This is a genomic window from Pseudidiomarina aestuarii (assembly GCF_048263735.1).
GTDB classification, from domain to species: domain Bacteria; phylum Pseudomonadota; class Gammaproteobacteria; order Enterobacterales; family Alteromonadaceae; genus Pseudidiomarina; species Pseudidiomarina aestuarii_B.
Genome location: NZ_JBLXDX010000001.1, coordinates 514,202 through 536,209, shown reverse-complemented (window position 1 = coordinate 536,209; position 22,008 = coordinate 514,202). Strand labels below are relative to the sequence as shown.

Sequence of the window (22,008 nt, the reverse complement as noted above, 5' to 3'; positions counted from 1 at the left end):
TTTAGGTTTTCTATTACCTGTTACCTATTCACCATTCACTGTGAATTTTCCGATGTACCCCTCCTTGCCGACCAGATAGCAGTGATCGGCTACACAGGCACTATTCCAGATGTTGGCATCGCTGATCTGTGTCCATTCATTGGTGCTGGCGTTGTGCAGTGCAGCTCCGCTAGGATTTGTGACCAGCACATCGCTGCTCGGCGTAATCGTCAGGCTATAAAGAGCGCCATCAAGAGGTGGCTCTGGCCAATCGATAAAATCGCCATCTTTATATTCCGCAATACGCGGACGCGCTTCTGGATGATTGAGGTCACCACCGACCATTATCATGTGTTTATCAGAGTAGGGCCAAACACTGGCAATACCTGCTGCAGGTCCTGCGGCTATGGGTGTATCTAGGACCTGAAAGCGGATACGCGTGACGCCTTTGTATAGAACTCGTGCGACGGTGGCGTTAGCCGTACCAATGGCCCAGACGTCATTGTTGAAGCGAATACAGCCGCCACTGGCAGCCAAACCACCTTCGCCGGCTTGAGGAGCTTGGCCAATGGCATTACGAGCGGTCAGCCAGTTACGCCCATCAGCACTACGAACCATATCCCAGCGGCCATCAATCGTATCGCCAGTTATCCACGCTTCACCGCTCGGAGCTGTAGCCATACAGTTGAGGAACTGCTCACCACTAGCACGATAACGCAGTAGCCAGCTTTCGCCACCATTGCTGGTGTAATAAACGCGGGAGTTACCATTTTCGCCGATACTCAGCGCATAGGCTTGGTTGCTATCTAATGCTTCGATGTCTCGAAACTCAAGAGCAGTGGTAGATGGTTTGCTGATATTCCAAGTTTGACCACCGTCGAGACTGCGGCCAATCGTAGCATCGGAGCCACTGACCCAGACCACGTCAGGACTTGGAGCGCTGACACCAATCCAATTGACTGCAGCTGCTGCAGGCAAGGTTTCCACAGTGACACTGGAACTCAGCAGGACTGTTGCAGATAGAAAAGCATTCAATGCCAGCATATAGACTCACTCTTTGACGGTTGAAAGACGGTCTTAACGCAGCATTTTACTGCGCGTCGAGACTCTCACCATTGACCTCAACACTGACATCAGCCATCAGATACACATATAACGGCATCAAGTCAGCCGGTGTCTTCAATTGTTTTGGGTCTTCTCCCGGATACGCACGAGCGCGCATTGTGGTTCTCGTGGCGCCAGGATTTATGACATTAACACGAATTGATGAACCATCATATTCGTCTGCCATGACCTGTGCTAAGCCTTCTGTAGCGAACTTAGTGACTGCGTATGGTCCCCAATAGGCACGTCCTTTACGACCCACTCCTGACGAGGTGAAGACAATACTGGCATGGTCTGCTCGCTTCAAGGCAGGCATCAATGCCTGCGTCAGCATGAATTGGGCAGTCACGTTGACTTGCATCAAATCGTTCCAAGTTGGGTGGTCAATATGTTCGAAGGGCGACAAGACACCCAGTAGACTGGCATTGTTGAGCAACCCATCAAGGTGGCCAAACTTCTCAATAATGGTCGCGTTGAGCCCTTCGTAGTGGCTTTTTGTTGCGCCTTTTAAATCGAGCGGGACAATGGCGGGTTCCGGACCACCCGCAGCAATAATTTCGTCGTAGACTGCTTCGAGCTTTGCTACTGTTCGGCCGAGGAGAATAACCGTCGCCCCATAACTCGCATAGGCAAGTGCCGCTTGGCGACCAATACCGTCACCAGCACCAGTTACTAGGATTATTTTGTTAGTTAGGCAATCTTTTGTCACAGACTCGTTATGCATCTTCGTCATTTTCGGCTTACACTATGGCTAAATTCATGTGTCGCTAGTGTACTGGTTTTTACTATTTTTCTCAGCTTTGACAAAAGAAAATAGTGAAAAATTGCTTTTAAGTTAGGCGCTAGCGGTGTATAAAAATTTGTTAATTGACACGTCTTGTCGTACCAGTTGAAAAAGGCGATGATAGGCAAGACGAAAAGAAGCATTGAATAGATGCTCAGAATATAACAATACAAACAAGGATCGGGGAAGCCTCATGAAAAAACTCATGCTTGCATCAGCTATCAGCAGTGCATTGCTACTTGCCGGCTGCGGCGGTAGTGGTGACGATGCACCAACAACCGAAATAGAAACACAAGTGAATGCGACTCGCGTCGTATTTGATCCAAGTAATGGTGCGGTTCCCGTTCCATCGAATATTCTGCTTAGCGGCACTGTAGATGGCACGTTGAATATCCCAGTTGCCGACCCAACTGATTTTGCAAACCCGCAAGTAGCCATCAATGGCTTAGATGGTTGGGGTACTCACTCAACAATGACGTTTAGTTTCTCATTACCGTTTGATCAGAACGGTAATCAAGTGACTGTGGATAGCGCATCACTCGAAGCACCAGGCTCTATCCGTATATTTGAAGCGGTGATGGGCGGTACTGCGGTCAATGCAACCTGTGCTGCGGCAAGTCCAGCGGCAACCTGTGCTATTGCAGCAGAACTCACTCACGGCGTTGACTTCATCGTTTCTGCAACCGGCCCGAATGGTGTCGCGATTGTGCCATTGAAGCCGTTGAAGCCGAAAACGGGTTACGCAGTCGTGCTCACCTCAAACATTCAAGACTCATTGGGTCGTGATGTTCAGCCTTCACAGACCTATGGTTTGATGAAGCGTAATGCGAGCGAGTTCCCAGTATCTGGTGACCCTGCAGCATTAGGTTTACAGCAATTGATTAACAGTCATGAGTCAGCGCTTGAAGCGTTTGGCCTAGACAAAGACGACATTATTTATGTGTCGAGCTACACCACGCAATCGACCAGCGATGTATTCGGTGCAATTAAAGGCCTGATGGTACAGCAGTTCAGCACCACAGGTACGCCAGCACTGATGTCACAGAATACTGGTATTACTGTTGCAGACGCGTTAGTGGGTGCAGGTGCGTTACAACCAGATCCAACCAATCCAGCATTCGCTGCGGCGAGTACTGCTGCCCTGTATCAAGGTCAGGTATCACTGCCATACTTCTTGCCAGTGCCGACTGCAGAAAATCCAACAGCTCCGCTGGAAGGTCGCTGGCGTGCAGCGTGTGACAGCCCAGCATCTATCCTAGGTGCAATTAGTGCCGGTGCTATTGACCCAGCCCAAGTCGGTATCGACCCAGCTGCGTTACAGAATCCAGCACTCTTGCTGCCACCGAATGCGTGTTATGACTTCCCAGGTGTGGACAACGAGCGTCACCTAACCAAGTTCAACCCGATTCCAGCGGCAGTGACAAACGCAAACGTACCTGTAGTGATGTCAGTACCGAACGAAGCTGCAGTCAATCAAGTTCGTGCTGCACAAGGTTTGGCACCAATCTCGCAACCAGCAACTGGCTGGCCAGTGGTGATTTTTCAACACGGCATTACGGGTAATAAAACCAACGCCTTTGGCATTATGGGAACTCTATCGGTTGCCGGTTTTGCCACGGTAGCGATGGATCATCCATTACACGGTGACCGCGGCTTTGGTGCGATTAATGCGAGCACCGGTAGCCCAACGGCATACATGAACTTGGGTAGCTTGCTAACAGCGCGTGACAACTTACGTCAGTCTATCTCTGATATGCTTGGCTTACGCTTGAGTTTGAATGCGCAACAAGGCGCACCGATTGATGGTTCTCGCGTGTTCTTTGTTGGACACTCGCTGGGCGCAATCACGGGTACTGGCTTTACCGCAATGGCCAACACACCAATGACTGGCGCTTTAGCTCCGGCATCTGGTTTGTTTAAAGTGAATGCGAGTTCACTGATGGCTCCAGGTGGCAGTGTTGCGAACCTATTGTTAGGTTCGCCGTCATTTGGACCTGTGATTAAGAGTCAGTTGCTGTATGCAGCGAATGCAGACTTTGCAGCTGCTGTGAATGCTGCAGCGCAAGCCGCAGGAGTCGGTCCAACAAATCCAGCGTTCCAAGGTTTGTTGATTCAAGTCTACGAGCAGTTCTGGGCTAGCATCAGTGATGCGCAACGTGCACAAATCAATGGTGTATTTGAACAGTTCGCTTTCGCAGCGCAAACCGTTATCGATTCAGCGGATCCAATTAACTACGCTCGCAATGTAGTTGAGACTGAAAGTCCAATTCACCTGATTGAGGTTGTTGGTGGTGGTGATGTGTTGCCTGACCAAGTGGTACCGAATACTGTTCCGGGTAAACCATTAGCGGGTACTGAGCCACTGATTGCTGCACTGCAATTACCTGCAGTCACGCAGACTGTTGCCAGTGTTGATGGTGAGCCGGTATCAGGCGCTGTTCGCTTCATTGAAGGTGACCACGGTTCTATCGTGAGCCCAGCGGCATCATTTGCAGCAACGTTTGAAATGCAAATGCAAGCAGCGGGTTGGTTCTCAACCAATGCGACAGCGATTCCAGTGACGAACACGAGTGTGATTCTGACCAACTAAAATCGTTGAAGTTACGTATACTAAAAGGGCCGCTTGTCGGCCCTTTTTTATCGCTATTTTTGAGCTGTTGATGACGGCAGTTCAACAAGGAGAGATTGCATGGAGTTTCTGATTGATATTGGTAGCTTTGTTGTGAAAGCCGCAATTATCGTATTTGCAGTAGTCTTGATTGTTGGCGTGATGGCCAATGCTGCACAGCGGCAAAAGAAGTCGAAAGGTGAGTTGCACCTTGACATGCTGTCCGATGATCTGCGCGAAAGCGCACACTCTCTGAAACTAGAAATGCTCGATAAGAAAGAGCGGAAAAAACTAGCGAAATCACTGAAGCAAGCGGCGAAGTCGAGCAAATCAGACGAACGTAAACGTATCTATATCATCGATTTTCACGGCAGCATGGATGCGAAAGAAGTGGATTCGTTGCGCCGTGAGGTCAATGCCGTAGTCAGTGTTGCTGAGTCCGGTGATCAAGTTTTAGTGCGCTTAGAAAGTGGTGGTGGTGTTGTGCATGGCTACGGTTTGGGTGCGGCGCAATTACAGCGGCTGCGTGACGCTGACTTAGACGTTATTGTCAGTGTCGACAAGATTGCCGCGAGTGGTGGTTACATGATGGCTGCGGTTGCCAATCATATTCAGGCGGCTCCGTTTGCCATTATTGGCTCCATCGGTGTGCTTGCACAGCTTCCAAACTTCCATCGTTGGTTGCAAAAACATGATATTGACTATGAACAAGTAACCGCTGGCGAATACAAACGAACATTGACGTTGTTTGGTAAGAATACCGACGAAGGGCGTGAGAAATTCAAAGCCGACATTGAGAATATCCACGAACAATTCAAGGCGCATATTGCCAAGTACCGACCAGAGCTGGATATCGACAAGGTTGCAACCGGTGAGTATTGGACCGCCCAACAAGCGCATGAATTAGGTCTAGTAGACAGCCTGACAACCAGTGATGCGTGGTTGTTGGAACGAATTGAAAGTCATGAAATTGTGCAAATTCGCTATCAGCAGAAGAAACCAATTGGTGAACGCATTGGTCGAAATGTGAGTAGTGGATTGGCACAACTACGTAACTTTGTGGGAGCTCATCGCTGGTCGTAATTCAAGGTTTAGTTTAAGAGAGGTTGGCAATGTCTAAAAACGATGAATTTGAGTTGTTTCGTCGTGAGATGACCGATGTAACACCGCTCACGAGTGATGATGTGGCCGATATTCGTACCGCATTTACACCAACTTTAGCGCAGGTTGAACGACGCAAGGCTGCGGAACAGCAATTGGCTGACGATGTTAATTTTCTCTCGACGGAGTATGTTGAGTTAGTGGACCCTACCGACCTGCTCCAGTTTCGTCGAGATGGTGTCCAGCATGGCGTCTACAAGCGTTTACGGCTTGGGCAATACACCATTGAGGCTAGCCTCAATTTGCACGAGCACAGCTTGCGTCAGGCACGGGTAGCATTATTTGAGTTTATTCAAGATTGTCATCGCACGGGCGTACGCTCTGCACTGGTGATTCATGGTATGGGTAAGCACAGCAAGCCGCATCCAGCCCTGATTAAAAGCTATGTAAATAAATGGCTGCGTGAATTGGAACCGGTGATGGCGTTTCATAGTGCGCAACGACACCATGGTGGAAGTGGGGCAGTATATTTGATGCTGCGCAAGAATGCCGAGCAGAAACTGCTGAACCGAGAGCGCCATCAAAAGCGCTAGGATGAATGATGAAAATTCTCTATGGACTGATGACCGTCACCGCTCTGAGTATTGCAGCACCAACCTTTGCCGATGAGACTCTATCTGAGCGCGTGGGTGGACTTTTGCAAGAGCAAACCGCTCAGCAATTGCAAAGTGACCTATCATTTAGCCGGTTTGAACTGATTACATTGACCGGTGAGCTGTTGATAGATGATTTTGCGTTGGCCACTCGTGTGGATGCATTGGATGCCGGTTTAAATCAAGTATTGCGTGCGGACACATTGCGGTTGGAAGGTGATTGGTTAGGGCCTCAGCAACAGAATCTAGTGGTCGACAAGCTGCATGCAAAAGGTGCGCAGCTGACGCTGGCGTACTTCGGCGAAGGACGCTCTAATGTGCATTATTTAATTGATGCGCTGCAGCAGTCACGTGGTCGCTATAAAACCGCAGAGCAATTTATCTGGCAGGTCGATGAGGTGGTGTTGACGGATGTCGTGGTGAATTTATTCGATCAAGGATTACCTATTGTCAGCGCGAAAATTGCTACGCTCGAGTTGCCCGCTGTGCGCTCGGACGAGAGCGCGAATGACTACATCGCTAAACTACTACCACCCATTTTAGACCAAATACAACAGCAAATTCGCGCTGGGGATGTCGAAGCAGTCGTCGATACCCCGCGCCTGTTTCGTTTACTTTGGCGCGAGGCAATCATCGAGTTTTAAACGTTAGGACAGATCACGCTCTTGCTGATCGGCGTTGGCGTCATTGTAGACCGTCTCATCTAGCTCATCTTCGCTCTTGGCGATAATGACGGATACCATGGCGTCACCCGTTACATTGACTGCAGTGCGCGTCATATCGAGTAAACGATCAACACCAATAATCAAACCGATACCTTCAACAGGTAAGCCTACTTGGCCGAGTACCATGGCCAACATGATTAAGCCTACACCAGGCACGCCAGCCGTACCTACCGATGCCAATGTTGCGGTCAATACCACCATCAGATAGTCGGCGATACTCAAATCGACCATATACACCTGAGCAATAAACACAGTGGCAACACCTTGCATGATTGCGGTGCCGTCCATATTGATGGTAGCGCCTAGCGGCACGGTAAACGAACCCACCGAATTACTCACACCAAGACGTTTAGTGACCGCTTCAAGGGTAATTGGCATGGTTGCGTTACTACTTGCGGTACTAAAACCGAAGATTTGCACTTCACGTAGCTTTTTGAGGAAAATCAGTGGATTCATTTTACTCACGGTTTTTAGAATCACTGGATATGTAACCAGGCCGTGGAGCAATAGTACGCCGAGCACTAACAAGAAATATTTGCCGAGATTGAGAATGGCGCCGAATTCGGTTTCAGTAAAGAGCTTGGCCATCAAAGCAAAGACGCCATACGGCGCTAAATTCATGAGAATCAGTACTAACTTCATGATTACTTCGTTCAGGTCTTCGAAGAAACTTTTGAGTCGCTCGCCGGGCTTACCGACTAATGCCATAGCAATACCGAACAACAGCGCAAAGACAATGATTTGCAGCATGTTACCCGAGGCCATAGCTTCGATTGGGTTGGTCGGGAATAGGTCGATAATAACTTGCGCTAGACTAGGTGCTTCTTTCGGTTCGAATACCGCATCAGTTGAGAGCTCAAGACCGGTACCAGGTTGAATAATCACTGCGGCAGCAATAGCCAATGAAATGGCAATGGCAGTGGTAATCAAATACAAGCCAACTGCTTTTCCACCTAAACGGCCTAGTTTACTAGGATCACTGAGCGAGCAGGTTCCAAGAACTAAAGATACAAATACCAAAGGAACAACCAGCATTTGTAGTGATGCGATAAAGATCTTCCCAACCACGTTGAATAGACCATTCGTCAGATAGGCATCAACAAAGGCGCTATCCGGCGCAACGAGCTTCAATAAAACGCCAAGGGCAATACCGGCAAACATGCCGATAACAATGCGCGTTGTTAATCCCATCTTCTTCTTATTTTCGGTCATAACGGAACCTGTAGAGTCACACAAAAGGAATCGCAACAGCCTAGCAGATAATGGCTCCGAGCCAAAGCACTAGTCGGCAAATGGGGCTCGTGATGAGTTCGTCATCTGTTTGTCATCAGCATGCCACCGAAATGCAATCGAGCTCTCGTACGCTTTCATTTTACCAAGGAGCTGAGCGATGATTCACGTTGACCAAGTACTGCGCCAAAACCTGCCCAAAGTACATGACAATCCATGGCTACAGAAACCTGCATTGTGGCTTCTACGCGGCCTCTTGCATGAACGCGATATTCAATCATTTGGCGAACACTATCCGCATGTCAGAGGCTTGGAGTTTGTCGAGCAAGTATTGGACTATTTTCAATTCACTTACACCGCGCGTGACAGTGAATTGGATAATATTCCACGCGAAGGTCGCGTCGTCATTATTGCTAATCATCCCATTGGCTCGCTGGACGGCTTAGCTCTGTTGAAACTAATCAGCGACGTACGCAGTGATGTGAAAGTCTTAGCAAACGATTTATTGCAAGCGGTAGAGCCACTCAACGACTTGCTCGTTCCGGTTCCAATTTTTCACAAACGTACCGAACGAGAGCCGTTAAAGCGACTCTACCAACATCTTGAGAACGAGGGCGCACTCATTGTGTTTCCTGCGGGGGAAGTGTCTCGACTGCGCCCCTCAGGCGTGCGTGATGGGCATTGGCAAACGGGGTTTTTACGAATTGCGGAACGGACTCAGTCACCGTTGCTACCGGTTTATGTGAAAGCCCATAACTCAGCTTGGTTCTATGGTGCCTCAATGCTCTATAAGCCACTCGCGACTGCGTTGTTGGTTCAGGAGATGTTTCGTCAGCAAGCGGGACATCTGCACTTTCGCATTGGCGAAATGATTCCCTGGTCGACATTGCGTCATGACCCGGCGCCATTGCCGGAGCGTGTGCGCCGTATTCGTAAGCACTTGTATCGCATCGGTGCCGATAAACCGGGATTATTGCCAACACAACGCCCCATTGCTCGAGCGGAACAGCGACAGTTACTGAAGCGCGAAATTGAAGCCTGCGAACGACTCGGGGAAAACGCAGATGGTAAGTCTATTTATCGCTATCGGTATCAAGGTAATTCAGCCATCTTGCGAGAAATTGGACGACTCCGAGAAATTGCTTTTCGCGCGGTCGGTGAAGGGACTGGGCAACGTCGTGATCTGGATAATTTTGATACTTGGTATGATCAACTGATTTTGTGGGATGTCGATGCGTTAGAAATAGCCGGTGCTTACCGCTTAGTTGACACGAATGAGGTGATTCAACAGCGCGGCAAAGAAGGGCTCTATACGCATAGCTTATTCGATTATTCCGATGCAATGCAGCCGTATTTCGCAGAAGGACTGGAACTAGGCCGTAGTTTTGTTCAACCGAAGTATTGGGGCATGCGAAGCTTAGATTATTTATGGCAAGGTATCGGCGCTTTGTTACAGGCAAATCCTCAGTATCGTTACCTGTTTGGTGCTGTCACCATGAGTGCAACATTGCCGACTTTGGCAAAGGATGCGTTGGTTCAGTTTTTTGGTGAGCACTTCCCTGATTCTGAACAACTGGCCGAGTGCCGCACGCCGTATCATCCAACCGGACGACCTTTTTTGCCGCCGCCAACAACCGATTATGCTGCTGATTTTGCAGTTCTCAAACACACGTTAGCGCATCAAGGCGCAGCAGTGCCGACGTTGTACAAGTAGTATGCAGATCTGTGCGAGCCGAGTGGGGTGCGTTTTTTGGGGTTTAACGTCGATGAAGATTTTGCGAATGCTATTGACGGTTTAGTGATGGTCGACCTAGCGCGATTAAAGTCGCAAAAAGCGAAACGTTATCTGAAGCGTTGAACTCTGAAGCGTTGAATTAAGTGAGCGTCTCGGAGGGAGACGCTCACCATCGGTCATTAACTGACGTATTGAGGTCCGAAACCGTTGGTCCACAAAATTGCTGAAGTGACCATGAGCACTACCAGCATGATGAGTCCTGCGGTGACCACTGAACTGGCGTAAATAAAGCCACGCTCTTCCGGGATATGCATAAGAATTGGCACACCGGTATAAAGCAAGTAGACCGAGTAGGCTACCCCAGCTAAAAATGCCATGGTCACGAACCACAACTCAGGGTACAGCGCAGCGACACCGGACATAATGGCTGGGGTGGCGGTGTAAGCAGCTAGTTCCATGGATTGGGTGAAGGTAGGTGCAGCGCCAAATGTTTTCGCCATCCAGTGGATGAGATAAGCCAAGGCAAAAGCAGCCACAATAATACCTAAATACATAGCAACACTGAGCGTGATGGCACTACTTTGCGTCAAGAAGGATGCTTCCCGAGCACCAATACTCCAACCCAAATGAGCGGATGCATAGTACGCAGCAAGACACGGAATTAGTGCAACTAAAAGGATATGGCTCAGCGCAAACGTCATACTCTCATGACGTTGATCAATGGTCTTCCACTCTTCCAGTGGATGTGCGTATAGGCCCCAAATATGATTCAAAATCATGACAAACCTCTACTTCTGTCGTTGTTCATTCAATTTATTGTTATTATGAGTGTCGAATTATTGCTCCGACTAGTACTCACTATTGGTCGGATTTCAGTCAGAGTCAAGCAGTTTTAAGGGTTCTTCAACGTGCAATCTTTGCTTCAACCAATCCGCAACTTTCTGCAGGTCGAGACGCCTGCTGGTTGGCTTACTGAAGCCAGCAAACCAGAAAACCTCGAAGTACTGTTGATCGATCATTTAGTGTGCGAATTGAAAGCTGCGCAATCGGCTATGTTGCTGATTCGTCGGTATGCAGTGGATGAAGCGTCCGGACAAGCATTACTGGCTTGGTTGAAGCCATTCGAAGATTTCACCTATCGGCAAGTGGGCGAGTGGCGTGATTTGGCGCGGCATCAGAAGTTAAGCAAACATATGCTGCCACGCAATGATGCGCCATACAGCCATGACCTGATCGACAAAATGGTTTTGCTGATCAAAGAAGAACTCCACCACTTCTATCAAGTGCTCGAGATCATGGCTGAGTTAAATATTCCCTATCGGAATGTGTCATCCAGTCGCTATGCGCGCGGGCTGCTCAGTCATGTGCGTACGCACGAACCGGCCACGTTAGTCGATAAGTTAATTTGTGGCGCTTATATTGAAGCGCGTTCCTGTGAGCGATTTGCGGCGCTGGCGCCGCTAGTACCAACTCGGTTGGGGCAATTCTACGAGTCTTTATTGCGTTCTGAAGCGCGCCATTACCAGGATTATTTGACCTTAGCTGAGAGTTTAGCGGGAGAGTCAATTCAACAACGGGTGGATTATTTCGGTCAGATCGAGGCGGACTTGATTCGTACTTCTGATGATGAATTGCGGTTTCACAGCGGTGTTCCCGCTGCGGCTTAAACTGAGTCTCTTGTTAGTGGTTGATTGATCAGTTCATAACCGTTGGCATCGACGCGCAATAAGCTGCCTTGCTCATACCAATCACCCAGTACAATTCGTTCGGCCGTAGCACCTGATTTTAGAACATGCTGATGAATGGCTGGACGATGGGTGTGGCCATGAATCATGCGCTGAACATTGGTTCGCTCAAAGGTGGCGATGACGGTGTCGGCATTCACATCCATAATACTCAGTTGTGCTGGTGTGAGTGGTTGTTGCGAGCTGCTCTTGGCGCGAAGTTTACGCGCTATCCAGAGCCGTACTGCTAGCGGTAAGGCTAATAAAGTCCCGCTAACCCAAGGGTGTCGGATAAAGCGACGGAAGCGCTGATAGCGAACATCATCCGTGCACAAGCTATCGCCGTGTAGTAACAGCGTTCGAGTTCCATAGAGATCGACCACGGTCTCTTCAGGAAGCAGCGTGACGCCGGTTTGTTTGGCAAAGGCTGAGCCCATCAGAAAATCACGATTGCCAGCAATTAAAAAAGTCGGTACGCCTGAGCGGGTGAGTTCATGAAGTTCGTGTTGAAGCGACTGCGCAAATTCGCTGGTATCGTCATCACCTATCCACGCATCCACTAGGTCGCCGAGTATATAAACGGCATCGGCTTGGCGTGCTGTGGTGCGGAAAAATGCAAAGGCCAGCGCGCTGATATCTGGGCGCGCTGGACTAAGGTGTAGATCAGACAGAAACCAGGTTGTCATCGGGGGCGTGCTTACTCGGCGACTGTGACCGATTCGATGACCACGTTTTCTAACGGCACGTCTTGATGGAAGCTGTGGCTGCCAGTACGAACGGCTTCAATAGCAGTGACCACGTCCATGCCTTCAACCACTTCGCCGAATACGCAGTAACCCCAACCACCAATACTTTCATTCTTGAAGTTCAAGAAGTCATTATCGGCAACGTTAATAAAGAACTGTGCAGTTGCTGAGTGTGGATCTTGAGTACGCGCCATCGCAACAGTACCTTTGGTATTCTTCAGGCCGTTATTTGCCTCATTCTTTACTGGCGATTTTGTGGTTTTCTGCATGAGCTCTTCGTCCATACCTCCACCTTGCACCATAAAGCCCTTGATGACGCGATGAAAAATAGTGCCGTTGTAAAAGCCTTCTCGCGCATAGGTGAGAAAGTTTTCTACGGTTGCAGGGGCCTCTTCGGCGAAGAGTTTGAGGCTAATATCGCCGTGATTGGTGTGTAAGGTCACTTGCATCTGAATAACTCCATAAAATAGCGGTCAAATTAACCCGCGCAGTGTACCACTGTTTGTGACATGGCTACAGCTTGCGGTATTATGTTTGACTCAAGCAAAGGAGCCTGTAAGCGCATGTTGACCATTTATAATACGTTGTCCCGTCAAAAAGAAGAATTTAAGCCAATCACACCGGGTGAAGTGAAGCTTTATGTTTGCGGGGTAACCATTTACGACTACTGTCATATTGGTCACGCACGCACTTACGTCGCCTTCGACACGGTGGTCCGGTACTTGCGAGCGCGCGGTTACACCGTCAATTATGTGCGCAATATTACCGATGTGGATGACAAGATCATCCGCCGTGCTAATGAGCAAAATATTGCGATCGATAAGGTTACCGAGACCTTCACCCAAGCTATGCACGAAGACTTCGATGCGTTAAATCTCTTACGTCCCGATATCGAACCTACAGTGACTGGTCATATGGGCGATATCATTGCCATGATCGAAGCGTTGCTGACGAACGGCCATGCCTATGTTGCGGATGATGGCGACGTGTTGTTCGATGTCAGTAGCTATAATGAGTACGGTCAACTGAGTCGACAAAATTTGGAGCAGCTACAGGCTGGTTCACGGGTTGATGTAGCGAGTAATAAAACCGATCCATTGGACTTTGTGTTGTGGAAACGAGCGAAGCCGGGTGAGCCGAGCTGGTCATCGCCATGGGGCGAGGGTCGACCGGGTTGGCACATTGAATGTTCGGCGATGAATAAAAAGCATCTCGGCGCTCATTTTGACATTCATGGCGGCGGTTCTGACCTGATCTTCCCACACCACGAAAATGAGGTGGCGCAAAGCTGCTGCGCGAATCAAACGGATTATGTCAATGTGTGGATGCACAGTGGCATGGTGCAGGTCGATGAAGTGAAAATGTCGAAATCACTTGGGAATTTTTTCACCATTCGCGAAGTGTTGAAACAGTATGATGCCGAAACGGTTCGTTTCTTCCTCATGTCCAGCCATTATCGGTCGCAGCTGAATTACAGCACGGATAATTTGACCCAAGCACGTGCCAGTTTAGAGCGCTTGTACACCGCGTTACGTGACGCGCCTGCGGGAGCTATTGACCCCGAGTTGACGCAATCCTATGTGGACCGTTTCAACGCCGCAATGGATGACGATTTTAATGTGCCGGAAGCACTACCGGTACTCTTTGAACTAGCGCGTGAAGCAAACCGTACAGTAGCAGAGAATCCACAGCGGGCGGCGGCTTACGCAGCGGAGTTACGTGAACTCGCCAGTGTGTTAGGCTTGTTGACGTCAACTCCAGAACAGTTTCTACAAGGTAGTGGCGACGATGTGGCAGCTATTGAAGCGCTAATTGCTGAGCGTAACGATGCTCGGGCCGCGAAAGATTGGGCTCGCGCTGATGCCGCACGAACGGCGCTCACCGAACGTGGTATTGAATTAGAAGATACTGCACAGGGAACGCGCTGGCGTCGCCTATAACCATATCAAGTACGTCTACAGAACGAAGAGGTAATTATGGCTTTTCCTCAAGTTGAGGTCTTTGAAGACTATCGCGCCGCAGCTGGCGCAGATTTTGATGCAGTCATCGTGTTAGGTGACTTTGATGCCGAGTTACCGGCAGATTTCGCTGATTTTATCGAGCAAGCACAACAATTTGACCAGCGAGTAGGAAAACAAGCCTTGCTGGTGACATGTGATGTTGCCGGTGGTCGCCTAATTACGGCACCAACGGGCCCACTGACGCGTGATTATGCAGATGTACGCACCATTGCAGATGCGGCAGCCGCGGCAGCGAAAATAGCAGTCCAAGCAGGCGTGAAAAAGCCTTTGTTGGTGACGTTTGGAATTCCCAGTGAAGGGCGTTATGGACAAGCTGAAGCCGTTGCTTATTGGGGGCTATGCCAAGCACTTTATGAGCCTTTAGAAGCACGCGAGTTTCATGGTGAAGAAACGATCGAACCACTAGCTAAAGTGGGCGTGATTGGTGCTTTAGACGAGCAATGGCTGCAGGCTGTTGAGGCGGGTAAACGAGTTGCGCGCGATTTAGCGGGTACCGAGCCAGAGCGCATGGCGCCGCCGCGCTTTGCTGAATATTGCCAACAAGCCTTCGCACATTCGCCGGTCAAGGTTACCATCATTGATGACATTCAACAGTTGCAACATGAGTACCCATTGCTGATGGCAGTAGGTCGCGCATCATTGGGTGTCGAACGTCATTGGCCTTGTGTCATTCGCCTCGAGTATAAAGCGCCGGCAGCTGAGCAAACCTTGATGTTTGCCGGTAAAGGTATTGTTTACGATACCGGTGGTGCTGATTTGAAGGTTGGCGGCCATATGGCTGGCATGAGTCGTGACAAAGGTGGCGCTGCAGGTGTCGCTGGTTTCTTGAAAACTGTGGCCGAAATGCGTCCTGAAACCGTCAATGTGATCGCAGAACTCGGTGTTGTCCGTAATAGCATCGGTGCAGAAGCTTTTGTGTCCGATGAAATTATCACGGGCCACAGTGGTGTACGTGTGCGGATTGGTAATACCGACGCTGAGGGGCGTTTGGTATTGGCAGACTTACTGTCTCATTTACGAGTGGAAGCGGGTAAATACCCACGGCCGCAGTTGTTCAGTGTCGCAACCTTAACCGGTCATGCCGCATTAGCAAAAGGTCCGTATACCGCATTTGTTCCCAATGGTCCTGCGGTGTCACAAGGTACAGCAAGCCGGCTTTTGGAAGCGGGCGAAGTGTATGGTGACCCGGGTGAAATCAGTTGGTCGCGTCGTGAGGATTATGATTTTGTGCGTCCGCGCACGAAGTCCGATGATGTGTTATCGAGCAACAATGGCCCCTCTGCAACCACAAAACGTGGGCATCAGTTCCCCATGGCGTTCTTAGCAATAGCCGCGGGTCTCGATGGTCACGGTAACGATAGCGAACATCCACTGCCTTATGTCCACGTTGACATCGCAGGTAGTGGTGTTGAAGGTGGTGATTGGCAGCACGGGAAACCAACCGCAACGCCAGTGGCTTGCTTCTCAGGATGCTATTTACATCGCTAACAACTGATTATTAGGATGGCAACTCGAATGCAGAACATACAAAAATGGCTACGTAGTACTTTAGTGACAGCAGCGGCGCTCGTCACACTCACGGTTTCAGCGCAACCGACTATGGACGACGTTGAAATCAAGGCAACACAAGTGAGTGAGCGGGTGTTTATGCTGACTGGTGCGGGTGGCAACATCGGCGTTTATGTGGGTGACAACGGTGTCGCTATGGTCGATGCGCAGTATGCAGCTTTGACCGACAAAATTGCTACCGCTATCTCGGAAATCAGCGACAAGCCTTTGCAATTGCTGGTGAATACGCATTATCACCGTGATCATGTCGATGGTAACGCTGGCTTTGTTGAGCGCGGGGCGAAAGTAGTCGCGCACGAAAATGTACTATCGCGTCTGCAAGCTGATGCTGAGTTCAACACGACAGGTCTACCCACTATTACCTTTGATAATGAGTTGGTTTTGAAAATTGGTGGTGATAGCCAATTATTCATGCGTCATTATGCCACCGGTCACACTGATGGCGATGCGGTGATTTGGTTTGGTGATGAGAACGTGATTCACGCCGGTGATATGTTCTTTGTGGATCGCTTCCCGTTTATTGACTTGAATTCTGGCGGTAACGTTCAAGGCTTCATCGATAACGTGTCTGCGGTCATCGCAGAGCTGGACGATGAGACGAAGATTATTCCAGGGCATGGTCCATTGTCGACCAAACAAGATTGGCAGCGTTTGGTGTCCATGGTCATTATTACACGTGAAGAAGTTCGTATGATGCAAACCGAGGGTTTGAGTGCAGACGAAATTGTTGAGCGTGGTTTGTCTGATCAGTGGGATAGCTGGACTTGGGGCTTTATCACCGAAGAACGCTGGATTCGGACGTTACTGCAAGAGCTGTAAAACCCGAATGAAGCAACGCAAAAAAACGCCGACTTAAGTCGGCGTTTCTATTTTTAGAGTATCCAGTTGTGCTTTGGTTTTGCCGTGCGGCTGTGGCGCGCGACTTTCAGGATCAATGTGCACAAAGACGATATCGTCAGCGACGCAGATGTTTTGTTTCGTTTGCTTGTTACGTACGACACAAGTGACGGTCACCGAAGTGCGACCGACAGCTTTCACGAATAAACCAAATTCGACCACATCGCCCTGATAGGCAGAGGTTTCGAATGTGATGGCACCAATGTGCTTGGTCACGAGACTCTTGGCATCGAGTTGGCAGGCAGCAAATATGTATGCCTCTTCGTCAATCCATTCCAGAATTCGACCGCCGAAGAGTGAACCCGCAAAGTTTAAATCGTTTGGCATGACCAAACGACGCGATAGAAAGCGCATCCGTTTAACTCCCTTTCATCAGGCAAGAAACAATGCGCGTATTATAGCATGCATCAACGTTTCAGCGAGCGTTCGAAAAAGTCTGCAATCAGCTGATAACGGTGAATACTGGTTTCCTTTCCGTAAAGTCCATGCGCTTTGCCCGGATAAGCCATTAGTTCAAACGGCAACATCGCTTGCTGCAATGCATAAGTGAGTTTGGCTGTGTGGGTATAAAGCACATTATCATCGGCCATACCGTGGTAGATCAGCAGCGGCTTACGTAATTGCTCGGCATAGGTCAAGACCGATGCTTGTTGATAGCCTTCCGGATTGTCTTTCGGTGTGCCCAGGTAACGTTCTGTGTAATGCGTGTCATATAAGGCCCAATCGGTCACTGGCGCACCTGCAACGGCGGCTGCGAATTGCTCATCAGCTCGAAGGATGAGATGCAGCGCCATGTAACCGCCGTAGCTGTGCCCAAAGACTCCAATTCGGTCTGGATTGATGTAAGGACGACTGCGCAAGAACTCCGCGCCAACAATTTGATCGGCCACTTCCAGTTGTGCTAATTGCCGATGAATACCGGCCTCAAATTGGCTACCACGATTACCACTGCCGCGATTATCGAGTTGAAAAACAACATAGCCTTGTTGGGCCAGATATTGCGTAAAATAATCGCCCCAACTATTGGTGACACGCTGGGCTCGCGGCCCACCATAGACCATGACAATAGCCGGATAGCGTTGATTATCGGCAAATTGCGTCGGTTTGGTGAGCTTATAATGCAAGACTTGGCCATCTGCGGCATTGAGGGTGCCAAACTCAGGCTTGCTCCAGTTATCTAAATAGGGGGTCAGTGGATGCGCTTCATTTAAGGTATTTTCATGTAGCCACGCAATACGTTCACCGGTAGGGCCGTGCAACGCTACTTGTGGCGGTTGCGACGTGCTTGAAAAGCTATCCACATAACTGCGTGCATTGCCCGCAAATTGAATAGAATGAATACCGGCAGCTTCGGATAACCGAGTCGGCTGACTAGGTGTGGCAGTTGTCATGCTGGCACGGTAGAGATGCCGCTCTAACGGCGTATCCCGGCGTGCGGTGAAATAAATCAATCCAGCGGTTTCATCAACGCTGGCAATCTGATCCACTTGCCAGTCACCTGAGGTGAGTTGGCGAATCAACCGACCGTCGAGACGATAGAGGTAGAGATGCTTATGGCCACTGCGCTCAGATGCCCAGATAAAATGTTTGCCATCAGCAAGGAAGACGAGATCGTCATGTAGGTTAATCCAGTGCGTACTGACTTCTTGCAGGATAAGTTGATGGTTTTGGTCAGCGAGAGAATAGGACCACAAGGTGAGCTCGCTTTGGCTGCGATTCTGCCACTGATAGCTCAATCGCGAGGTATTGCCAACCCAACTCACTCGGGCTAAATAGCCATCGCCATAGCGCTCTGGGAGTCCCAACCAAGTGATATTTTGAGTGTCGAGCTGGAGCACGCCCAGGTCAACAACCGCATTGGCTTCGCCAGCAGCTGGATATCGTTGTTTCACTAACTCGGTTTTATCGGCATGCACATCCACACGGGTTTTGATCGAAACTGGACGCAAGTCGACGCGGGTCAGCGCAATGTTCTGTTCATCGGCACTCCACCAATATCCCGTCATGCGCTTCATTTCTTCTTGCGCAACAAACTCGGCAACGGCGTATTGAATGGTCCGCGACGACCCTGTGGTTAGTTGCTTGGGGGTATTTGTGGCTAAATCGATCAGCCACAGATTGTGCTCATACACATAGCTGACAAAACTGCCTTGTGGTGAAAAGCGGGCATCAGTGACGCTGATATCGGCAGCAGTCAACGTGGTGATCGGTTGCTCCGCATTGTCCGCCAGCTCATACAGATAGAGCTGCCCAGCGAGCGGTATCAGAATGTGAGAGCCCTTTGGTGACCATTGATAATCGACAATACCAGCTGCGCGGATGCGCAGGCGCTCACGCCGGGCGCGCTCGGTCGCAGACATCGCAGTAGGGTCGGGGGCTAGTGTCTCTGCATCGAGCAGGAGTTGATGCTTATCGGCACGCACGTCGTAGACCCACAAATCGTAGATTTCCGGTGACTCCAACGAGCCTTTGAGATAACTCACCAAGTTGCCGTCAGGTGAGAACTGAATATTCTGCGGTGCAACGGTGGTGAGATCGGGCGCAGAGAAAATACGCTCGATAGAAAGTTGGTCGGCATGTGCAAAGCCACTCCATGTGAGTGTTGCAACCATTGCGACCAACGCTTGTAAAAAACGCATGCCTGCTGATTCCTTCATTCTCAAACTGAGAATAAGTGTATCAAAGCAGGCTGCGTTTCGCTTTCGACTGCGACAAAGTGTGCCGCAACTGCGCTAGAATTCTCCGCGTATACCAATGCTAAAGTTACGACCGCGTACGGGTGCATCTTCTTTTAAGAATGATGTGTGCACGAAGCCTAGCTCATCGGTCAAGTTTTCTGCTTTGGCGTATAAGCTAATGTTGTGCTTAGCCAATGCTGCAGGGAACCAACTGATTTTAGCATCAACCAACCCGTAACTTGCGGTGGGTTCTTCGTTGACGGCGACACGATCTTGTTGGGCGTAATGAGTGTACCCTAAGCTGGCGCGCCAGTTGTCACCAAGATAATGGACGTCAGAGCCAAACCGTTGTGTCGGAATGCGCGGTAAGTTCTCTGCACCATCGCGAGTGCGCGCACGAATGTAATCGCTAAACGCTTCGACTTCCCAACGCTCGTTCAGGTGGTATTTAGCACTCAGTTCATAACCGTAGAGTTCAACATCGCGTTGCGTGAACGCAATCACGGGCAAGCCATCGCCATGGTCATGTTCATCGGTATGTTCGTCACCATGTTCGTCTTCATGCATTAAATCTTCGCTATTTACCCCAGTAAAGGCACCAAACACATAATCATCGACTTGGTTGTAAAATATGTTGGCTTGCAAGTGAAGGTGTTCGGTTTCAAAATGCATACCTAAGTCTATATTGTTCGACTTTTCTTCAACCGGAGCACGATCACTGGGTTCTACATGGTACTCGTGTTCGCCTTCTTGATGCAGTTCGTAGACTAACCCCAACTCATAGGTTTGCGTCGCTAAATGCGTTCCGTCGGAAAATAGTTCACTACCAGATGGTGCCCGTTGTGCATGACTCAAATTCACAGCAAATTGCAGCTGTTGCGTTGCTTGGTAGGTAAAACCGAGCGATGCGGACAAGGGCTTGAATGACAAGCTTGAACTTGCATTACCAGCGAGTGTCGGCGCCTCAACATCTACCTGTTCGTAGCGTAAGCCACCTTGCCAATTCAAATCGCCGAACTGTTGCTCAACCAGCCAAAATAAACCATGGCGAGTGGTCTGCGAGGGCGGCGTGTAGGCTTCTTCGCCGAATGCATTCAGGTCTTGGTCGAAGTAATGATAACCAAAAGCACCACGCCAACCGGACAGTGGCTCATGAGTCAGTGTGACCCGTAGTTCATTCTGCTCGTTTTGGAAGGTGCTTGCTGGCGAGCCATCTTCAATTTCTTGATGCTGATAATCGGTAAATCCATAACGGATTTCGGCTTTTTCGATGCCAGTCCACGGCTGAAATAGGCCAGCGTGAAATTGAACACGATTCTGCCACAGCGTTGCGAATGGACCTGCTTCTTCCATTGCTTCCTCGGCGTGCTCTTCGCCTTCATGTCCGTCCTCGTGTTCACCTTCATGCTCTTCTTCATGGGCATGATGGCCAGGAATACCGTAATCCTGTTCCAAGCGGCCATAAGCAACGCCAGCATAACCACCGTCGAATAAATAGCTCACGCCAAAGTTCGCGCCCTGCGCATCAATAAAACTATTCTCGACCGTGTCTTCGATTTCGCCTTCGTCATTCGTAAATTCTGGAACTTGGTAGTCATCGGAACGCCGTTTAAAGCCATCGAAATGCCAGACCGTATCCTTGTGGTCGGCAGTAAAACCTAATGTCGCTTCACGCAAACTACTCGCAGTATCAAAGCGCGTTCCATAAAATCCACGGGAGCCACCAACTGCTTCCTGCGCAATGCGATTGTCGACAACATTGACGACCCCACCAATAGCGCCGCTACCGTACAACAGCGTCGCTGGACCGCGTAAAATTTCAATCTGCTCCGCGACGGATGTTTCGGTTGTGACTGCATGATCCGGACTACTGCGCGACACATCGCCGCTGTCGAGTCCATTTTGTGTGACTTTCACGCGTGGGCCATCTAAACCGCGGATAATTGGGCTGCTGGCGACGCCAGCGAAGTGCGTTGAACTAATGCCCGGTTCATTTTCTAACGTTTCGCCGAGGGTGTGAGCATGCTGCTCGCGCAATTCATCACCAGCGATCACACTGACCGGCTGTGCTGAACTAATTTGGGTGCGCGCCAAAGGACTGGCGGTGATCACGATAACTTCTGGTTTGTCGCTTTCTTTATGAATAGCATTTTCTGCTGATTCTTGCTGAGCGATTGCCAGCGGTGTCCAGCTTCCTGCTACTGCGGCTGCAATAACGATTGCGAGTGGATGTCGACGAAACATATCTAACCTCTCCAGAAGGTAGTGTTACTCGGCAAGTTGTCTAACTCACCAACGCTTATGTAATGTTATAATATAACAATATCTCGACTCAACCCGAATCTCAAGTAGTTTTATCGTCACGATTCAGCTTTTGGTCGTGTTCTCTCGCTCAGGCATCGAATTGGGGCGGGATAAAACTAGTCAGTTTGCTTTGGCTTGGATAGACTGAGC

The 22,008-nt window shown here is 49.7% G+C and carries 17 protein-coding genes and 1 pseudogene; 9 read left to right on the top strand and 9 right to left on the bottom strand.

The window, feature by feature from the left end:
- Positions 1 to 24: 24 nt before the first annotated feature.
- Both ACN0S4_RS02490 and ACN0S4_RS02485 read right to left on the bottom strand, forming a co-directional pair.
- Entirely contained in the window at positions 25 to 1,023 is a 999-nt protein-coding gene (locus tag ACN0S4_RS02490) for a WD40/YVTN/BNR-like repeat-containing protein (RefSeq protein ID WP_417656138.1), read from the bottom strand.
- A gap of 46 nt (positions 1,024 to 1,069) precedes the next feature.
- Positions 1,070 to 1,807 (bottom strand): YciK family oxidoreductase, encoded by a 738-nt coding sequence (locus ACN0S4_RS02485; protein ID WP_417656552.1) that lies wholly within the window; start codon positions 1,805 to 1,807, stop codon positions 1,070 to 1,072.
- 253 nt (positions 1,808 to 2,060) lie between these two features.
- Between ACN0S4_RS02485 and ACN0S4_RS02480 the strand changes: the two genes are divergently transcribed.
- From ACN0S4_RS02480 to ACN0S4_RS02465, 4 genes are all read left to right on the top strand, one after another.
- Positions 2,061 to 4,457: a VolA/Pla-1 family phospholipase gene (locus ACN0S4_RS02480; protein WP_417656137.1), complete on the top strand. Its 2,397-nt coding sequence runs from the start codon at positions 2,061 to 2,063 to the stop codon at positions 4,455 to 4,457.
- A gap of 99 nt (positions 4,458 to 4,556) precedes the next feature.
- On the top strand, positions 4,557 to 5,558 hold the full coding sequence (gene sohB, locus ACN0S4_RS02475; protein ID WP_417656136.1) for a protease SohB: 1,002 nt from the start codon (positions 4,557 to 4,559) through the stop codon (positions 5,556 to 5,558).
- 29 nt (positions 5,559 to 5,587) lie between these two features.
- Positions 5,588 to 6,169, top strand: a complete 582-nt coding sequence (gene smrA, locus ACN0S4_RS02470; protein ID WP_417656135.1) for a DNA endonuclease SmrA — start codon at positions 5,588 to 5,590, stop codon at positions 6,167 to 6,169.
- A 5-nt stretch (positions 6,170 to 6,174) separates the two neighbouring features.
- Entirely contained in the window at positions 6,175 to 6,873 is a 699-nt protein-coding gene (locus tag ACN0S4_RS02465; RefSeq protein ID WP_417656134.1) for a hypothetical protein, read from the top strand.
- A 3-nt stretch (positions 6,874 to 6,876) separates the two neighbouring features.
- Here the strand turns inward: ACN0S4_RS02465 and ACN0S4_RS02460 are convergent, their stop codons facing one another.
- The gene (locus ACN0S4_RS02460; RefSeq protein ID WP_417656133.1) at positions 6,877 to 8,166 is read right to left on the bottom strand and encodes a dicarboxylate/amino acid:cation symporter; all 1,290 of its coding nucleotides are present in this window, start codon (positions 8,164 to 8,166) and stop codon (positions 6,877 to 6,879) included.
- Between the two features lie 178 nt (positions 8,167 to 8,344).
- Between ACN0S4_RS02460 and ACN0S4_RS02455 the strand changes: the two are divergent.
- Positions 8,345 to 10,042, top strand: a pseudogene (locus tag ACN0S4_RS02455) (GNAT family N-acyltransferase).
- 56 nt (positions 10,043 to 10,098) lie between these two features.
- Here the strand turns inward: ACN0S4_RS02455 and ACN0S4_RS02450 are convergent.
- Positions 10,099 to 10,698 (bottom strand): Yip1 family protein, encoded by a 600-nt coding sequence (locus ACN0S4_RS02450; RefSeq protein ID WP_169930226.1) that lies wholly within the window; start codon positions 10,696 to 10,698, stop codon positions 10,099 to 10,101.
- A 129-nt stretch (positions 10,699 to 10,827) separates the two neighbouring features.
- Between ACN0S4_RS02450 and miaE the strand changes: the two genes are divergently transcribed.
- A complete protein-coding gene (gene miaE, locus ACN0S4_RS02445; protein ID WP_417656132.1) occupies positions 10,828 to 11,586 on the top strand; it encodes a tRNA isopentenyl-2-thiomethyl-A-37 hydroxylase MiaE in 759 nt (252 codons plus the stop codon).
- Here the strand turns inward: miaE and lpxH are convergent.
- Together lpxH and ACN0S4_RS02435 are read right to left on the bottom strand one after the other, a co-directional pair.
- Positions 11,583 to 12,329 carry a UDP-2,3-diacylglucosamine diphosphatase gene (gene lpxH / locus ACN0S4_RS02440; RefSeq protein ID WP_417656131.1) on the bottom strand — a complete coding sequence of 249 codons (747 nt, stop codon included), beginning with the start codon at positions 12,327 to 12,329 and terminating at the stop codon, positions 11,583 to 11,585. The two genes, miaE and lpxH, sit on opposite strands and share 4 nt — an antisense overlap.
- 11 nt (positions 12,330 to 12,340) lie before the next feature.
- A complete protein-coding gene (locus tag ACN0S4_RS02435; protein WP_417656130.1) occupies positions 12,341 to 12,838 on the bottom strand; it encodes a peptidylprolyl isomerase in 498 nt (165 codons plus the stop codon).
- Positions 12,839 to 12,952: 114 nt separating this feature from the next.
- Here ACN0S4_RS02435 and cysS point away from each other — a divergent pair, with 114 nt between their 5' ends.
- From cysS to ACN0S4_RS02420, 3 genes are read left to right on the top strand one after another with little or no spacing between them, the layout of a single operon-like run.
- Entirely contained in the window at positions 12,953 to 14,329 is a 1,377-nt protein-coding gene (cysS, locus tag ACN0S4_RS02430; protein WP_417656129.1) for a cysteine--tRNA ligase, read from the top strand.
- A gap of 36 nt (positions 14,330 to 14,365) precedes the next feature.
- Positions 14,366 to 15,898: a M17 family metallopeptidase gene (locus ACN0S4_RS02425; RefSeq protein WP_417656128.1), complete on the top strand. Its 1,533-nt coding sequence runs from the start codon at positions 14,366 to 14,368 to the stop codon at positions 15,896 to 15,898.
- 27 nt (positions 15,899 to 15,925) lie between these two features.
- On the top strand, positions 15,926 to 16,798 hold the full coding sequence (locus ACN0S4_RS02420) for an MBL fold metallo-hydrolase (RefSeq protein WP_417656127.1): 873 nt from the start codon (positions 15,926 to 15,928) through the stop codon (positions 16,796 to 16,798).
- A gap of 33 nt (positions 16,799 to 16,831) precedes the next feature.
- Here ACN0S4_RS02420 and ACN0S4_RS02415 read toward each other — a convergent pair whose 3' ends face one another.
- From ACN0S4_RS02415 to ACN0S4_RS02405, 3 genes are all read right to left on the bottom strand, one after another.
- On the bottom strand, positions 16,832 to 17,230 hold the full coding sequence (locus tag ACN0S4_RS02415; protein ID WP_169930219.1) for an acyl-CoA thioesterase: 399 nt from the start codon (positions 17,228 to 17,230) through the stop codon (positions 16,832 to 16,834).
- Positions 17,231 to 17,283: 53 nt separating this feature from the next.
- Positions 17,284 to 19,515 carry an alpha/beta fold hydrolase gene (locus ACN0S4_RS02410; protein ID WP_417656126.1) on the bottom strand — a complete coding sequence of 744 codons (2,232 nt, stop codon included), beginning with the start codon at positions 19,513 to 19,515 and terminating at the stop codon, positions 17,284 to 17,286.
- A gap of 93 nt (positions 19,516 to 19,608) precedes the next feature.
- Positions 19,609 to 21,798 (bottom strand): TonB-dependent receptor, encoded by a 2,190-nt coding sequence (locus ACN0S4_RS02405; protein WP_417656125.1) that lies wholly within the window; start codon positions 21,796 to 21,798, stop codon positions 19,609 to 19,611.
- Positions 21,799 to 22,008: the final 210 nt, after the last annotated feature.

Bases quoted from the DNA above. Each gene is read 5' to 3' on its own strand.
- ACN0S4_RS02480 (WP_417656137.1), top strand. From the start codon at position 2,061: ATGAAAAAACTCATGCTTGCATCAGCTATCAGCAGTGCATTGCTACTT.
- ACN0S4_RS02435 (WP_417656130.1), bottom strand. From the start codon at position 12,838: ATGCAAGTGACCTTACACACCAATCACGGCGATATTAGCCTCAAACTC.
- smrA (WP_417656135.1), top strand. From the start codon at position 5,588: ATGTCTAAAAACGATGAATTTGAGTTGTTTCGTCGTGAGATGACCGAT.
- ACN0S4_RS02465 (WP_417656134.1), top strand. From the start codon at position 6,175: ATGATGAAAATTCTCTATGGACTGATGACCGTCACCGCTCTGAGTATT.
- ACN0S4_RS02425 (WP_417656128.1), top strand. From the start codon at position 14,366: ATGGCTTTTCCTCAAGTTGAGGTCTTTGAAGACTATCGCGCCGCAGCT.
- ACN0S4_RS02420 (WP_417656127.1), top strand. From the start codon at position 15,926: ATGCAGAACATACAAAAATGGCTACGTAGTACTTTAGTGACAGCAGCG.
- ACN0S4_RS02415 (WP_169930219.1), bottom strand. From the start codon at position 17,230: ATGCGCTTTCTATCGCGTCGTTTGGTCATGCCAAACGATTTAAACTTT.
- ACN0S4_RS02450 (WP_169930226.1), bottom strand. From the start codon at position 10,698: ATGATTTTGAATCATATTTGGGGCCTATACGCACATCCACTGGAAGAG.
- ACN0S4_RS02460 (WP_417656133.1), bottom strand. From the start codon at position 8,166: ATGACCGAAAATAAGAAGAAGATGGGATTAACAACGCGCATTGTTATC.
- ACN0S4_RS02410 (WP_417656126.1), bottom strand. From the start codon at position 19,515: ATGCGTTTTTTACAAGCGTTGGTCGCAATGGTTGCAACACTCACATGG.
- ACN0S4_RS02405 (WP_417656125.1), bottom strand. From the start codon at position 21,798: ATGTTTCGTCGACATCCACTCGCAATCGTTATTGCAGCCGCAGTAGCA.
- sohB (WP_417656136.1), top strand. From the start codon at position 4,557: ATGGAGTTTCTGATTGATATTGGTAGCTTTGTTGTGAAAGCCGCAATT.
- ACN0S4_RS02490 (WP_417656138.1), bottom strand. From the start codon at position 1,023: ATGCTGGCATTGAATGCTTTTCTATCTGCAACAGTCCTGCTGAGTTCC.
- cysS (WP_417656129.1), top strand. From the start codon at position 12,953: ATGTTGACCATTTATAATACGTTGTCCCGTCAAAAAGAAGAATTTAAG.
- lpxH (WP_417656131.1), bottom strand. From the start codon at position 12,329: ATGACAACCTGGTTTCTGTCTGATCTACACCTTAGTCCAGCGCGCCCA.
- ACN0S4_RS02485 (WP_417656552.1), bottom strand. From the start codon at position 1,807: ATGCATAACGAGTCTGTGACAAAAGATTGCCTAACTAACAAAATAATC.